The 16,240-nt window shown below is 68.0% G+C and carries 7 protein-coding genes and 1 pseudogene; 3 read left to right on the forward strand and 5 right to left on the reverse strand.

Going from position 1 to position 16,240, the window contains the following annotated elements:
- Positions 1-244 precede the first annotated feature (244 nt).
- Entirely contained in the window at positions 245-889 is a 645-nt protein-coding gene (locus ACLJQ7_RS03465) for a DUF4360 domain-containing protein (protein ID WP_410646668.1), read from the forward strand.
- 102 nt (positions 890-991) lie between these two features.
- On the opposite strand, the gene ACLJQ7_RS03470 is transcribed toward ACLJQ7_RS03465, so the two are convergent.
- The 4 genes and pseudogenes from ACLJQ7_RS03470 to ACLJQ7_RS03485 form a co-directional block, all read right to left on the reverse strand.
- The gene (locus ACLJQ7_RS03470) at positions 992-3,079 is read right to left on the reverse strand and encodes an FUSC family protein (RefSeq protein WP_410646669.1); all 2,088 of its coding nucleotides are present in this window, start codon (positions 3,077-3,079) and stop codon (positions 992-994) included.
- Positions 3,076-6,147, reverse strand: coding sequence for a GH92 family glycosyl hydrolase (locus tag ACLJQ7_RS03475; RefSeq protein ID WP_410646670.1), 3,072 nt, complete (start codon positions 6,145-6,147; stop codon positions 3,076-3,078). Before ACLJQ7_RS03475 ends, ACLJQ7_RS03470 begins: the two co-directional genes overlap by 4 nt.
- A gap of 55 nt (positions 6,148-6,202) precedes the next feature.
- On the reverse strand, positions 6,203-6,727 hold the full coding sequence (locus tag ACLJQ7_RS03480; RefSeq protein ID WP_410646671.1) for an NAD(P)H-binding protein: 525 nt from the start codon (positions 6,725-6,727) through the stop codon (positions 6,203-6,205).
- Between the two features lie 50 nt (positions 6,728-6,777).
- A pseudogene (locus ACLJQ7_RS03485) lies at positions 6,778-7,083 on the reverse strand (sigma factor); the annotation flags it as partial.
- 264 nt (positions 7,084-7,347) lie between these two features.
- On the opposite strand from ACLJQ7_RS03485, the gene ACLJQ7_RS03490 reads away from it, so the two are divergent.
- Together ACLJQ7_RS03490 and ACLJQ7_RS03495 are read left to right on the forward strand one after the other, a co-directional pair.
- Positions 7,348-10,029 carry a M36 family metallopeptidase gene (locus tag ACLJQ7_RS03490; RefSeq protein ID WP_410646672.1) on the forward strand — a complete coding sequence of 894 codons (2,682 nt, stop codon included), beginning with the start codon at positions 7,348-7,350 and terminating at the stop codon, positions 10,027-10,029.
- A 271-nt stretch (positions 10,030-10,300) separates the two neighbouring features.
- On the forward strand, positions 10,301-11,707 hold the full coding sequence (locus ACLJQ7_RS03495) for an MFS transporter (RefSeq protein ID WP_410646673.1): 1,407 nt from the start codon (positions 10,301-10,303) through the stop codon (positions 11,705-11,707).
- 64 nt (positions 11,708-11,771) lie between these two features.
- Here the strand turns inward: ACLJQ7_RS03495 and ACLJQ7_RS03500 are convergent, their stop codons facing one another.
- Entirely contained in the window at positions 11,772-16,064 is a 4,293-nt protein-coding gene (locus ACLJQ7_RS03500) for a GH92 family glycosyl hydrolase (RefSeq protein WP_410646674.1), read from the reverse strand.
- Positions 16,065-16,240 lie beyond the last annotated feature (176 nt).

A 16,240-nucleotide genomic window follows, 5' to 3' on the forward strand; every position in this document is an offset into this window, starting at 1 on the left:
TCCCGGGTGACGGCCTGCTTCCCGCTCCGGAAGAAGGCCGTCCCACCCATGCCCGGTCAGGGTCTTGGCTGCCCTGAACGAGGGCTTCACCGCTCGCCGCCGCCCGCCCGGCGGCGAGCCTTCTCGACGACCTCATTTTCGGCGGTCACCCCTGTCCGGTGACCGAAACCGTTCCCGTCAGATCGTCTCGCTGACCTCGAATCCGCCCGGTTCCCGCCGTGTGGAAGCTTTGGGAAAGGATCCCATGCTCAACGCGCTGGTTGCTGCCGTAACGCTTTTCTCTTCGGTCGTCGCTCCGAACGCCTGGGTGCCGCCCCCGTTGCCGTCGGACAAAATAGTCATCGACGTCGTGACCGTCAACGGAACCGGATGCAGACCGGGTACGGCGGCCGTTTCCGTCTCGCCGGACAACACCGCGTTCACCGTGACCTACAGCGAATACACCGCCCAGGTCGGCGTCGGCGCGAAACCGACCGATCTGCGCAAGAACTGTCAGCTCAATCTCTACGTCCACGTGCCGCAGGGATTCACCTACGGCATCGCGGGCACCGATTACCGCGGCTTCGCCTCCTTGGCCCCGGGAGCCACCGGGCTGGAACGGGCCAATTACTACTTCCAGGGCAATTCGCCGACGTCCTACGTGAACCATCCCCTCAAAGGCCCGTTCGAGGACAACTGGCAGTTCACCGACGAAATCGAAGTCGGCGCGATCGTCTACAAGCCCTGCGGTGAGGACCGGAACTTCAACATCAACACGGAACTACGGGCCGGGGTCGGCACTTCCGATCCGAAGAAGACGACCAGTTTCGTCACGATGGACTCGACGGACGGTTCCATCAAGACCACGTACCATTTCTCGTGGAAGAACTGTCCCAAACCGAAGAACTGAGTGGCGTCCGAGGTACGTCCGTGAAGGCCTCCTTGAGGGACCCAGAGTCCCTCAAGGAGGCCTTCACGGAGTCTCGTCGTGGAGCCACCCAAGAACGAACCCTCACGGCTTCCCGGACGGCTCCGGATCCGTGGCCTCGACCCCGAACACGCGGCCCAGCGCGATCACCGTCTCGTCGAGGTGCCCGAGGCTGGTGAGCACCGAACGCGCCCGTGGGTCGTCGATCCGGTCCGCCACCGGCGTGCCGTCGTCCCGGATCAGCGTTCCGTGCCCCGAGCCGCCGGGATCGCCGATCGCCTTCCTCAGCACCGCGGTGTTCTCCCGGATCCGCCCGGTGTACAGCAGGAGCCGGTCCGCCTCGTTGAGCAGGAGCCCGGGCTGGGACCGGGCCGCGACGTGGCGGGCGCGGAACGCGATCGTCTCCACCGTCGTGAGCACGTGCCAGCCGTAGTCACGACGGCTGCTGAGGTTCACCGGATGGGTGAGCGGCTCGATCGTCGTGCGGACCTTGTCCACCGCCCTGTCCAGGTCACGCGACTTCTCGATGACGCTGACGTTCTCCGCGCCGGACAGCAGCCCCGCGGCCTTCTCGACGAACTCGTCCAGTTCCTCCAACAACGCCGAGACGTCGTCCAGCATCACCGCTCGCGTACGCACCGGCACGATCACCACCGCCGCCAGCACCCCGGCCGCCGCGCCCACGGCGGTCTCCGCGACCCGGATCCACAGCACCTCGATGCTGAACGTCCCCAGCAGGCTGTACAACAGCCCGAGCATGCTGGTGATGAAGAACGCCATGATCACCTGCGACACCCGCGCCATGTAGACCATGCCGAACACGCACACCAGGATCAGCGCCAGTGTCGCCGGCACGCTGCCCGACACCAGCAGCGTCAGGACCAGCCCGCCCACGATCCCGATCAGCGTGCCGCCGAGCCGCCGGACACCCTTGACGAACGTCGCCCCCGCGGTCGACGAGCCGATGAACACCACGAACACGGTCAGCACCGCCCAGTACCACCGCTGGCTCGACACCAGCTCCCCGCCGAGCACGGCCAGCCCGCCGCCCACCACGGCCTGGATGGCGCTGCGCGTCTGGTTGTCGTAGGCGAACGCCGAGGACTTCTCCTCCTCGGGGTCTTCGGGATCGTCGACGGCATCGGAGACGTCGTGCTCGGCCACCCGCTGCGCGCGGACGTCGGCCAGGGCGAGTTCGGCGAGCGCGCGGCGGACGCCGTCGCCGGGCGCGGCGTGCTCGTCGATCCGGCTGCCTTCCACCAGCATCTTGCTGAACTCTTCGGTTTCGCTGATCAGCGGCAGTTCCCGCGGGTCGCGTTCGATGAGCGACCGGAACCGCCGCATCCGCGCGATCAGATCGTCGCGGACGTCGTCGTCGAGGTCTTCGGCGCAGGTGCGCTGCACCGTGATCGTCAGCCACTGCACCGCCAGCTCGACCTCGATCGCCCGGCGGCGGAGCCGGTTCACCGAGTCCGCGCCGGTCACCTCCGGCGCGGTGTCCTCGATGAGCAGCACGGACTCGTGCATGCGGGCGTTCGTCCGGCGGAGCCGTTTGCGGGTGCGCTCGCTGCCGCCCACGGCGAGATGGTCTTCGGCCGCGCGCACCACCGCGGCGAGCCGCGCCCGGAACGCCCGCCGGATCCGCAGGAACTCCGCGTCGGTGTGCCTGCGCAGCAGGACGAACCGGACCACCGCGTTGGCCGCGATCCCGATGGTCAGCGCCAGCAGCAGCGCCGGGACCTGCTTCAAATGCGTCTGCAGGAACATCGCGAAGAAGAACAGGAAGAACGACAGCGAACCCAGCGCGATCCCGCGCGAGCCGAACCGCTGGGCGTAGACCGCGACGAAGATCAGCAGGACGAACACGACGCTGTCCAGCGGCGGCACCGCCGAGCCCACGCTCGCCGCGGTGAGCGACGCCGCGCCGAGCACCAGCCCCAGTACCAGCGTCACCGCCTGCTTCCCCGGTGTCTCGTCGTTGACGGTGAAGGCGGAGGTCATGGCGGCGATCGCGGCGACGAGGATGACCGTGAGCGGCTGGTGGAACGGCAGGATCGCCAGCACCGCGACGACGATGCTGAGGACGGCCGAGAAACCGAGCCGGAGCCGGACCAGGCCCGGATCGGAGGCGACCAGACGGTCGGTCGTGGCCTGGGTGATACGGGTGATCATCGGGCGAGCAGCTCTCCTTGGGCGAGGGTGACCCGCCGGGCGGTGGACGAGGTGACGCGAAGACGGTATCGGGCGTACCGCGCCGGCCCGGCGAGGGCGAACGGCCGCGTCTGACGGCGCCACCGGAACTCCTCGCCCTCACGCTGGTCCAGCAGTGTCCAGTGTTCGCCGTCGTCGGAGCCCTCCAGCACCCACGAACGCGGGTCGCCTCGGCGGCTGCCCGAGGTCAGCGTGTACATCACGACGTCGCGAGAAGCGTCCTCGACAGGGAAGTCGATGACAGGTTCGCGCTGGCGGAAGGTGACCTCGGTCTTGGTGGTGTCGTCGAACAGGGGACCGTCGGGCACGGTGATGTCCGTGAGTGGTCGCGGCTCGGCGGGCTCGGCGGGGGAGCGGCCCCAGTCCGAGGGCCGCTCGCCCATCGTGAACTGCAGCACGGCGCCCTCGGCGAGGGTCGAATGCGCGAGCGTGCCGCTGTCGTGCGGCCGTCCGTCGATCGTGAGCCCCTGGACGTACACGGTGTCTCCGGTGTTGCCGGGCGCCTCGATGACCAGATCCTTCCCGTTCTCCAGATGGACGATCGCCTTCGTGAACAATGGCGCGCCGATCACGTATTCGGGGCTGCCCATCGCCAGCGGATAGAACCCGAGCGCGGCGAAGACGTACCAAGCGGACATCTCGCCGTTGTCCTCGTCGCCCGGATAGCCCTGGCCGAGGTCGCTGCCGACGTAGAGCCGCCGCAGGACCTCCCGCACGATCCGCTGTGTTTTCGCGGGCGCGCCCGCGTAGTGGTAGATCCAGGGAATGTGGTGGGACGGCTGGTTGGAATGCCCGTACTGCCCCATCCGGACGTCGCGGGCCTCGGTCATCTCGTGGATCAACCCACCGTAGGAACCGGGTTTGCGGCCGGTCTCCGGGGTCGCGAAGAAGGTGTCCAGTTTGGACTCGAGCGCTTCGGTGCCGCCGTGCAGCGCGGCGAGCCCGGCGCCGTCGTGGGGTACCGAGAAAGCCGTGTTCCAGGAGTTCGTCTCGGTGAAGTCGCCTCCCCACGCCTCGGGGTCGTAGCCCTCGGGGGCGAAATGGCGGCTTCCGTCGCGGTTGCGCCCTTGGAAAAATCCGATCAGGTGGTCGAAGTGGTTCGCGTACTGCTGTGAACGTTGCCGGAAGTACGCGGCGTCGTCGTGGTGTCCGAGCGCTTCGGCGAAGTTGGCCAGGCCGAAGTCGTTGACGCAGCCTTCCAGCGCCCAGGACAGCCCTTCGTGGACCGACGTCGGCGTGAACCCGAGGAAGATCGACTCATGCAGGCCCTTGCGGCCGACGCTCGACCCGCGCGGTGTCACCGTCGCGTTCTTCAGCGCCGCCTCGTAGGCGGCCTCGACGTCGAACCCGCGCACCCCTTTGAGGTATGCGTCGGCGAACGCCACATCGGAACTCGTGCCGGTCATGAGATTGGCGTAACCGGGGGACGACCAGCGTGAGATCCAGCCGCCTTCGCGGTACTGCTGGACGAATCCGTCGATCATCCGCCCGCACCGGCCGGGCGTGAGCAGGGCGTACGCGGGCCATGTGGTGCGATAGGTGTCCCAGAATCCGTTGTTGACGTACATCTCGCCGTCCACGACCTTCGCGCCGGTCCTGGTACGTGTGCTGGGCCAGAATCGGCGGACGACCGGGCTCGCGTGACGGACCCCCTTCGGCGTGACTTCGTGCGCGGAGTTCGGGTACAGGAACAGCCGGTAAAGGTTCGAGTAGAACGTGGTGCGCTGGTCCTCGGTCGCGCCCTCGATCTCGACCCGGTCCAGCACCTCGGCCCACCGTGCGCGGGCCTGGTCACGGACCTGTTCGAAGGTCGTGCCCGCCGGGATCTCCTGATCGAGGTTCCGCTTCGCCTGCGCGAGGCTGATCAGCGACGTCGCGATCCGCATCGTCACCTCGCCCGCGGCGAACTCCAGGAAACCGGTCACCGTGCGCCACACCGGGCGCCGGATCCTCCCGCCACGTTCGGCCGGAACGTCGAACTCGGCGTGCACGAACATCCGCCGCGCCCCGGTCGACAACCTGCTGCGCACCCAGGTGTGGCCGGTGACCACGCCGTTCGCCGCGTCGAGGCGCAACCCGCCCCGGTTGCGGGCGTTGTCGAACAGCAGCCAGCCACGATCACCCGGGAAGGTGAAGCGGACCAGCGCCGCGTGATCCGCCGGGGCGATGTCGGTGGTGACGCCGTTGGCGAACCGGACACCGTAGTGATGCGGCCGGTCGATTTCGTCGTCATGGGAGAACGCGAGCGCGCGCTTGGTGCGGTCGGCCTCGACCGGGCCGATTCCCGGCATGACCTGGAAGGTGTGCCGGTCGCCCATCCATGGGCTCGGCTGATGCGACAGAGCGAACGCCTGCAGCGCCGGGCGGTTCGCGGCGTCGTTGTGCCGGTGGTAGCTGTAGATCCAGTTCGTGGCGCCCGCGTCGGTGACCGGGGTCCAGAAGTTGAAGCCGTGCGGGACCGCGGTCGCGGGGAAGTTGTTGCCGCGCGAGAACTTGTCGCTGGAATGCGTGCCGCGGGTGGTGCGGACTTGATCGACCGGTTCGCGGATCTCGATCGCGCGTTCGGTGATCCGGACGTCGTCCACCCAGCCCGCGCTCTCGCCGTCCGGCGGCTCGCTGACCAGGACGATCCGGGCGATCCGCCGCCCGGCGAACTCACCCAGCCTGCGGCGGACGAGGTTCCACTGGTCCACGTACAGCGTCTTGTCCAGGCCTTGCTCCGCGGCACTGAACCCGGCCGACGTCCCGTCGGCGAATTCGACGTCCAGCGTCACGAACGTGCTGCGGTAGTCGGGCACGGACTCGGGAAAGACCACATAGGACAGTTCGGTGTCGCCGGTGACCTCGACGTCCACTTCGAACACGGTCGCGCGCAGCGTGTTCTCGTAGCGAAGGGCGTGCGCGCCGGTGAACCCGACACCGGTCTTCGCGGTCGGCGACGACGCCGGGCCGGTGCCGACGCGCAGGGCCGGATCCACCGGCTGCGGATCACCCGTTTCGAAGGAGGAGAAGAACCCGGTGATCGTCACCAGGCCACCGTAACTCGGACGCGTGTGCGCGGCTCGGTGTGCCGCATCCAGAGGACTAAACGCGTGAGGAAAGGAACTCCTCGAAGGTGCCCGCGCCGGTCGCGTTCTCCGGTGTCAGGTTGCCGCCCGCCCGGAACGCCCGCGCCGCCTTGCCCGGCAGCCACAGTGACACGATCGGCTTCCGGCGCCCCACCGACCGTTGATACGCCTCCGCCAGGTCACGGGCACTCCGCACCTCGGGGCCGCCCATGTCCGGCACCCGCCCCGACGGCTCGCCGGACACCAGTTGGACCAGCCTGTCCGCGACATCGCCGGTGCTGACCGGCTGGAACCGGAACCCCGACGGCATGAACGTCACCGGCAGCCGCCGCTGTGCCGACGACGCCCGCGCGACGAGCTCGTGGAACTGCGTCGCGCGCAGCACCGTCCACGGCAGACCGGACTCCTCGATCACCTTCTCCGAGGCCAGCTTCTCGTCATAGTAGAAGAACCACCGGATCACGTCGATGCCGACGATCGAGATGTACACCAGATGCGGACTGCCCGCCCGCCGCGCCGCCTCGACCAGGTTCCGCGTCACCCGCTCGTCTCCGCGGCCCAGCGTCGACGCGCAATGGATGATCGCCGAAACTCCCGCTGCTCCGCGGTCTCCAGCGGACCGAGCACGTCGTCCGAGGTCAAGACGGGTTCAGGCAGCCAGGGACCGACGTAGCGCTCCCGCTGTGCCCTGGCCGAGGTCAGCCGGTTCAGGCAGAGATTGGTGACCACCTTCGCCAGCCACGCCCGCGGCGAGGCGATCGACTCACGTTCGGCGGCCGCCCACTTCGGATAGGCGTCCTGAACGACGTCTTCCGCCTCCGCCGCCGACCCGAGCAGGCGGTACGCGAGCCCGAACATGACAGGCCGCAACCGCTCGAATTCCGTGGCGCCGTACATCTTCCCCTACGAATCCCTTTTGCTCCACTGTGGACACTCCGGCGCCGGGGGTGCCGCTCACCGGGATTTCCGTACCTGATCGGCGCTGACGTCCACTGTGACTGTATCGGTACGAAGAGAACGTCCGCGTCACCACCGAGAGAGGGGTCTGGAGTGACGTCACGTTCGTCGCGTTCGCGTGCCTCGTTGTGCGCCGCGACCGCCATCACAGTGTTAGCGCTGGTCACAGCGCCCGAAGCCGGTGCGGCACCGGCACCGGGTGCGGTGCACACCACACCGGACAGATCCGGCGACGACGTCGATGTCCGGGACACGGCAAGGACCAGCCCGCGTGTCCTCGCCGCGCGGGACCGGCTCGCGGCGTCCCGCGCGACGTCCGTCACGAAGACGAGAGCGGAACTGGGCAACCAGGCCCTCGTCGACTTCGACGAGCTGACCGGCACACCCCGCGTCCTGGCCCGCACCGACGGATTCCTCACCGGACCGAGTGGCAAGTCACCCCGCGACATCGTGCTGGACTACCTGCGGGAGAAGGAAGAGCTGGTCGGCCTCAGCGCCGATGACACCGCGAAACTGAACCTGCGCAAGGACTACGTCGACGTCGAAGGCACGCACCACCTCTCGTTCACCCAGTCCGTCGGTGGAGTTCCCGTGTTCGGCAACGGGTTGAAGGCGCACGTCACCAAGGACGGCAGGCTGATCCAGCTGGACGGCTCGCCCGTGCGCGATCTTCCCGCCTCGCTGGGCGCGGCCTCGCTGGCCGCCCCCGCCCTGGAGTCCAAGCAGGTCGCTTTCCTGACTGGCGACGGGATCCGCCCCGCCTGGTACACGCTGACCAAACCCGCCGTGGACAAGATGTTCCAGGAGGTGACCGACGCCGGCACCGGCAAGCTGCTCTACCGCAAGAACCTGGTGAACCACGCGAACGACACTAACGACGCTGCCGGTGCCAAAGGCCTCGCCTGGGAAGCGCAACCAGGTCCGCAGAAGCAGGTCGACCTGACCCAGCGGGGCTGGTTGCCCGCCGACGCCAAGACCCTCGACGGCAACGTCGCGCACGTCGCCGCCGACATCAACGGCGACCTGAAGTTCCAGCCACAGGAGGAGATCGGGCCGAACACCGACGGCACCTACCGCTACCGGTTCACCGACTTCAACGCCGCCGTCGGCCCGCCGTGCTCGGCGGCGAGGCCGTGCTCCTGGGACCCGAAGACCCCGGGCTCGTGGGCGAAGAACCGGGAACAGAACGCCGTGCAGGCACTGGCCTACGTCGGGAGCTTCCACGACCACCTCGCCTCCTTCCCGATCGGCTTCACCCGCCAGGCGGGCAACTTCGAGAAGGTCGACGGTGACGCAGTCCAGGTCCATACCCTGCTCGGCGCACAGGAACCGGGCTACTACGACAACGCGTTCATGGGCACCCCGCCGGACGGGCAGCCGCCGACGATGGGGATGTTCCTGTTCCACGACCCCAGAAACCCCGACGACCCGTTCCTTGCCGCGAACTCCGCCGACGACGCCACGATCATCCATCACGAGTACACCCACGGCCTGTCCAACCGGCTCGTCGTCGACGCGCAAGGCAACTCCACACTCACCTCCTTCCAGTCCGGTGCGATGGGCGAGGCCTGGAGTGACTGGTACGCCTTCGATTACCTCGTCGGGCGCAACGCGATCAAGGACACCTCGGCGCCCGGTGAACTCCTCGGCGGCGACTACGTGAGCAACGGCGTCCCCCTGGCCCGCACCCAGCCGCTGGACTGCCCGGTCGGCACCGTCGCGCCGAAGTGCCCCGGCACGCCAGGGGCAGGCCCCGGTGGTTACACCTACGGCGACCTCGGCCGGATCGCCGGCTCCCCGCAGGTCCACGCCGACGGCGAGATCTGGGCGAGCACCCTGTGGGACATCCGCTCGGCGCTCGGTGTGCAGCTGACGCGGGCGCTGGTCACCCGCGCGATGGAGCTTTCGCCCGCGTCGCCGTCCTTTCTGGACATGCGGAACTCGATCCTGCAGGCCGACACCGTGATCAACGGCGGCCGCGCGCACGCCAAACTGTGGAAGGCCTTCGCCGCGCGCGGCATGGGCTACTTCGCCGCGTCGATCAGCGGTGCCGACACCGCACCGGCCGAGGACTTCTCCACCCCGCCGCCCGCGGGCACCCCGACCGGGACCGTGACCGGCAAGGTCACCGACCGCGAAGGCGGAGCGCCGATCGCGGGTGTCGCCGTCCGGTTCAGCGGGCACGACTCCGGTTTCGCCGGGTCGCTGGCCGCGGTAACCGATGCGGCAGGTGCCTACACCATCCCCGGCGTGCTCCCCGGCACCTACCCGAAGGTCTACGCCTCCGGAGGCGGCGCCGACGGCGAGGTCCGTGCGGTCTCGGTGCGGTCGGGGAGCACCAAGGTGGACTGGTCGCTGCGGTTCAACTGGGCCTCCAGCGGCGCCGGGGCCGGCGTCACCGCGTTCAACGGTGAGGACTTCACCCCGTACGGCTGTGGTCCCGGCGATCTCACGACCTCGTCGGTGCTCGGCGGGGGTGGCTGGTCGACCGACCGGGTCGTCCGTCCCGACGGCACGATCGAGACCCGATTCGTCACGATCAAACTCGGCAAACCGGTGAACGTCAGCGCCATCGAGATCGACCCGACCAACATCTGCGGCGACGACCCGCCCGCGGCTGCCAAGGACGTCACCGTCGAGACCTCGGTGGACGGCACGACGTGGGTGAAGGCGGGCAGCGGCGACTTCAAACCCGCCGATCTCGACAAGCTCACCGCGCTCCAGCTCGCGCCGGGCAGCGCGACCGGTGTGCGGTTCGTGCGGCTGACCGTTTCGTCCAACCAGCTGTCGTTCTATCCCGAGAGGACCTGTTCGCCGCAGCCGACGACGGCCGGGTGCCTGTACATGGACGTGCGGAAACTGGCGGTGCGAGGCGCTTCCGCCTGACCCGCCGCGAGACGCTGTGCCTGCTGGCGCTTGGGGCGCATGTGGCGACGCTCGAGTCCGTGAAGGCCTCCTTGAGGGACCCAGAGTCCCTCAAGGAGGCCTTCACGGACTTGGCCATCGCAGCCGGAACCCGATGCAAGGCGTCCTTTGTCTGTGCCGCTCACGAGTGCGTAGAATCGGGATATCGGGGTAGAAACGTGCCCGCCGTACCGGGCACGCGCATACGCGGTATCGAACGAACCGTCACTCCTTCCTCGCGAAGGAGTACGTGATGCGTTCCCCTGTCCAAAGCCCCTCACTGGCCGAGAAATGGCCCGCGCTGGCCGGGCTCTCGGCCGTGTTCCTGGTCGAGATGCTCGACAACTCGATCCTCAACGTCGCGTTGCCGACCATCGGCCGTGAGCTCTCCGCCTCGACGACCACCCTGCAATGGGTGACCGGTGCCTACTCCGTCGTCTTCGGCGGCCTGATGCTGGCGTTCGGCGCGCTGGCCGACCGGGTGGGCAGGCGCAAGATCATGCTCACCGGGCTCGTCCTGCTCGGAGTGGCGAGTCTGGCCACGCTGTTCGTCACCGCCGCGTGGCAGCTCATCGCCGTCCGGGCACTCATGGGTGTCGCGGCCGCGATGACGACCCCGGGATCACTCGCCCTCGCGTTCCGCCTGTTCGACGAAGACGTGCTGCGTGTCCGCGCGACCACCCTGATCTCGACCGTGGGCTTGATCGGTCTCGCCGTCGGCCCCACCGCCGGAGGGCTCGCGCTCGCCGTCGCGCCGTGGCAAGCGCTCTTGCTGGTCAACGTGCCGGTCGCCGCGCTCGCGTTTATCGGCATCCGGGCCGGCATCCCCGCCGACGATCCCGCCGATCTGCACCGCGATCCGATCGACGTCGCCGGCGCGGCGTTGGGAACCGCTACGATCGTCCTCGCACTGCTCGCCCCGACGCTCTTCGTCGAAGCGGGCACCGCCTCGGTTCTGCCCTGGGGTGCCACCGTGGCCGCGCTCGCCGCCGGAACCTGCTTCGTCGTCCGCGAGAAGACCGCCCAGCACCCTTTGCTCGACCTGAACCTCATAGCCCGCCCGCTCGTGTCCAGCGGCCTGGCGCTCAAAGCCGCGGCGGGGCTGGCTACCGCCGGGCTCGGGTACCTCGTGACGCTGCAACTCCAGTTCGGTCTCGGCTGGGCACCCGCCCAGGCGGCGCTGGGAATGCTGCCCCAGGTCGTCGTCCTCATCGCCGGCGGCGCGCTCATCAGCCCGCTGATCACCCGCGTCGGCCTGGGCAAGGCCGCCTGGCTCAGCGCCGCCGCGGTGGTGTGCGGGCTCGCCGTCTACACGGTGTTCGGCGGGCTCGGTTACGTCTGGATCGCCGTCGCACTCGCGCTGGTGGCAGCGGGAATGCGCGTGGTCGGGGTCGTGGCCGGCACCAACGTCATGCGCGGCCTGCCCTCGAACCGGACCACCATCGGCGCCGCGCTCGTCGACACCGCCAGCGAGGTCACCACCGGGATCGGCATCGCCCTGAGCGGCACCATCCTGGCGCTGGTCTTCCCCGGCGCGTTGACGGCGGCTCAGCAGTCGGCCGACTTCCCGAAGGCGATCACCTGCGCCGGTCTCGCGCTCACCCTGCTGTCCGCGGCGCTGGTCGGCTTCGGAATCCTCCGCGGCCGACGTCCCGAATAGACGTGAAGGCCCCCTTCACTGCGTCTAGCGCAGTGAAGGGGGCCTTCACGTACTTACCGGAGGGCTACAGCTTCGCGCATTGCCCGGCGGCCGGGCCGCGGACGGTGTTCTGCAGGTCGTAGTCCGTCGGAGCGGGGGAGTTGGCCGCGCACGCCAGAGGTCCGCCGATCGTGCTGGCAGTCAGCACCGGCCCCTTGTTGCCCGTCAACGCCACCGGTCCGCCGATCTCGGTCAGTTCGATCGAGACCGTCCCGGTCGTCCCGGTGATCGCCACCGGACCGCCCACCTTCGTCCGGTCCAGCACGACCTGCGCCGCACCGGTCGCCGTCAGCGGCCCGGAAATCGAGCCACCGCGAACGATCAGGCTCGCGCCCGCCGACACCGACACCGGACCGGAGATCGTCGCACCGTCCACACAGGTCACCCCGCTCCGCACGGTCAGCGGACCCTTGCGCTCACCGGTGATCGTCTGCGTGCACGCCGCGTCGGGCTTGCCCAGCACCTCGAATTCCGACAGCGACGCCTCCCCACCCGTGGTCGCGGTGACCTCGAGCCGGTAATACGCGTAGTGCGCCGGATTCGCGATCTTGAACGCCCTGGTCTGCTGACGCCACTGGAAGGTCTGGTCGGTCCGCTGATCCGCGACCGCCCACGTCTTACCGTCGTAGGAGCCCTTCAGCACCCAGCTCTTCGCGTCACCCGCGCCCTTGCCCGAAGTCAGCGTGTAGAACGAACCCGCCTCGTTCGTCTTGGGCACCTGGTACTGGATCGGCGCCTTGACCTTCGCCTCGGTCCGCGACGTGTTGTCGAAGAACGCGGCGTCCCCGCCGGAAACCGGCTTGGTCAGGTCGTGCACCGGGGTCGGCGCCGCGTCGCCCTTGGTGATCGACTTCGGCGCGTCATCCGGGCCGGTACCCCACGACGAGGGGTTCGGACCCATGTCGAAGTCGAGCGTCCCGCCGTTTGCGATCGTCGAATGCGCCAGCGACGTAGAGGTCTGCGCCTTGCCGTTCACCTTCAGGCCCTGCACGTAGACGTTCTTCGCGCTGTTCTTCGGCGCGTTGACCACGATCTTCTTGCCGCCAGGCAGGTTCACGGTCGCCTTGGTGAACAGCGGCGAGCCGATCGCGTAGTCCGAGCTGCCGACCTGCAGCGGGTAGAAACCCAGCATGCCGAACAGCCACCATGCCGACTGCTCGCCGTTGTCCTCGTCACCGCCGTAGCCCTGGCCGAGTTCGCTTCCGACGTACAACCTGGCCAGCGCCTCGCGGACCTTCGCCTGCGTCTTCGACGGCTGACCCGCGTAGTCGTACATGTAGAGCGTGTGATGCGCGGCCTGGTTCGAATGCGCGTACATGCCCATCCGTACGTCCCGCGCCTCGGTCATCTCGTGGATGACACCGGGATAGGTGCCGAACTTGAGCCCCTGCTCCGGCTTCGCGAAGAACTCGTCCAATTTGGACGCCAACCCCGCCTTGCCGCCGAAGAGGTTCGCGAGGCCCTGTCCGTCCTGCGGCACCGAGAACCGCATGCCGTACGCGTTGGTCTCGGTGTAGTCGATACCCCAGACCTCCGGGTCGAACTCCTCCTTGCTCCGGGTGAACTTGCCCGCCGCGTCACGGCCCTGGAAGAAGCCGACACTCGGGTCGAACACGTTCACGTACTGCGTGGCCCGCTCGGTGAAGTACCCGTAGTTGTCCAGGTACTCCTGCTTGCGCGGGTCGTTCGCCGGAGCCTCGTCGTAGAGCTTCTTCGACATGTTCGCGATGGCGTTGTCGTTGACGTAGCCCTCGATCGCCCACGAGAACCCGTGGTCCGCGGTGTTCGGCGCGTACCCGAGGAACGTGCCCTCGTCGATGCCCTTGCGGCCGACCGCGCCGTTCGGCGGGGTCACCGTCGCGTTCTTGATCGCCGAGTCGTAGGCCGACTGGACGTCGAAACCCTTGACTCCCTTGAGATAGGCGTCCGCGAACGCGGCATCCGAACTGGTCCCGGTCATCAGGTCCGCGTACCCCGGGGAGGACCAGCGCGAGATCCAGCCGCCGTCACGGTATTGCTGCACGAAACCGTCGACGAGCTTGCCGGTGGTTTCCGGGCTGAGCAGCGAATATGCCGACCATACCGTGCGATAGGTGTCCCAGAACCCGTTGTTGACGTAGAACTCGCCGTCGACCAGTTTCGCCCCGGTCTGCGTCGGCGTGTCCTGGCCGGTCTTGGGTGACACCGGGCTCGCGTACTTCTTGACCGGCTTGTCGACGGTGCCGACGTTTTCGAAACCCGAGTTCGGGTACAGGAACAGGCGGTACAGGTTGGAGTACAGCGTGATCAGCTGGTCCTTCGAGGCGCCTTCGACCTCGATGACCTTGAGCTTCTCGTCCCACGCGTTCTGTGCCGCACCGGCGACGGATTCGAGCGTCGCGTTCGGGGCGAGCTCCTGCTCCATGTTCTTCTTCGCCTGGTCCACGCTGATCAACGACGTCGCGATCCGCATGTTCACCGTCTTGTCCGCGCCCGCGTCGAACTTCAGGTAGCCGAGGACGTTGTCCCGCTTCTGGTCACCCGAACCGGTCGACAGCTTTGAACCGCCGGCCACCGGCTTGTCGAAGGTGGCGTAGACGAACATCCGGGTCGCACCGGCCGAAAGTCCACTGCGGACGTCGCTGTACCCGGCGATGGACCGGCCTGCCGGGTCGAGGGTGAGCCCGCCGTTGTTGTTGACGTTGTCGAAGATCAGATTCGAGTCCGCTCCGGGGAACTTGAAGCGGTACAGCGCCGCGTGATCGGTCGGCGCGACCTCGGTCTTGATCCCGTTCTCGAAGTCGACGCCGTAGTAATGGGCCCGCGCCGTCTCGTTGGAATGCTTGAACGGCAGTTTCCGCGCCTCACGGTCGGGATTCGGCACCCCGGACGCGGTGGAGGGCAGGAACTGGAACGTCTGCCGGTCCGCCATCCACGGACTCGGCGCGTGGCTCGCGGAGAACGCCTGCAGCGCCGGGAGGTTCTGCTCGTTGTTGCGCGAGTGGTACGAGTACATCCAGCTCAACGTGCCCGCGTCGGTCGTCGGGATCCAGAAGTTGAACCCGTGCGGAACCGCGGTCGCGGGCATGTTGTTGCCGCGCGAGAACGACCCGTTGGACAGGGAGCCGCGCGTGGTCAGCACGTTGTCGGAGGGACGAAGGCTCGCCGGCGGCGTCAGCGTCGCCGAGACCTTGATGTCGTCCAGCCAGCCCTGCAGCGACCCCGGGCCGTCGGCGTTGTCGTAGCCGACGAGGACCCGGTCGATCGTCTTGCCCTTGGCGACCACACCGATCTGTGAGCGCACCAGGTTCCACTGGTTGGTGTAGAGCACCTTGCTCGCGCCCTGGCCCTGTGGGGAGAGCCCGAAACCGTACTGGTCGACCGCGCCGAGCTGGCTCAGATAGGTGCCGTCGGTGAACGCCAGGTCCACCGCGACGTTCGTGCTCGGGTACTTGAGGTCGCCGCGGATGAACTCCGGCTGCACCTTGTACGACAGCTCCGAGGTCGCCGCCACCGGGATGTCGACGTCGAAGATCTTGTTGTACGACCAGCCGTGCCCCTGCGCCTTGTGGCTGCCGGAGTAGCGGAACGCGCGCAGGCCGGTGAACCCGACCCGGTTCTTGCTGGTGTAGCCGCTGCCCGGGCCGCTGTCGGTGAAGCTGCGCATGTTCGGCAACGCGGGCGGGGCCGGGTCCTCGTTGGCCAGCAGCAGCTCCGAGAGCTGCAGGATCGGGCCGCCGTTGTTCTTGGTGACCTCGAGCCGGAAGAACTTGTACGCGGCGCTCGCGGCGGCGAGGCGGTATTCCTTCTTCTGAAACGGCTCGCTGAACTTCTGGCCGGTCTGCTTGTCCAGCTCGGTCCAGGACTTTCCGTCGGCGGAACCCTGGAGCGTCCAGTCCTGCGGGTTGCGGTTGTCGAAGTCGTTCGCCGAGGACAACGCGTACCGGGTGATCGACGTCGGCTCGGACAGCGTGATCTGTGCCCAGCCGGTCGGGGTCCAGGCCAGCCACTTGGTGTCGGTCGAGCCGTCGACGAGGTTCGCCACCCCCTCGTTGGGGGTGTTCTCGCTGTTGGCGGAGATCTCGGTGACCTTGCCGCGGATGTCACCGGGGATGGTGGTGGCGTTCGCGCCGTCGACACCGAAGGCCTTCGGCTTGCCGGACGGGTCGACGTCGACCGTGTCGCTCCACGTCGGCTGCGGTTCGCCTTGCTCGAAAGAGGAGTAGAAGTCAGGTGGGGCCTCTTCGGCCGCGGCGGTGGCGGGGAGGGCTACCAGCCCGGACGCCACGACCGTGGCACTCAGAAGGCTGCAGACCCAGGGTCTGACGCTTCGGGGCATCGTTGCACCAATGCTTTCTCGCAGGGGGACCGGTGACGCCAAGAGAGAAAAACTCGGTTGTGACATCGATGTCAAGACACCCGGACAAACCTGGCCCGAACTGGACAACCCGGATGCCCGGAATCCCGGTGGACAACCGACGGGGTCGGGGCCAGGGTGAAGACACGACTGAAGCC

The sequence above is a fragment of the Amycolatopsis sp. cmx-4-54 genome, assembly GCF_046548895.1.
In the GTDB taxonomy this organism is placed as follows: domain Bacteria; phylum Actinomycetota; class Actinomycetes; order Mycobacteriales; family Pseudonocardiaceae; genus Amycolatopsis.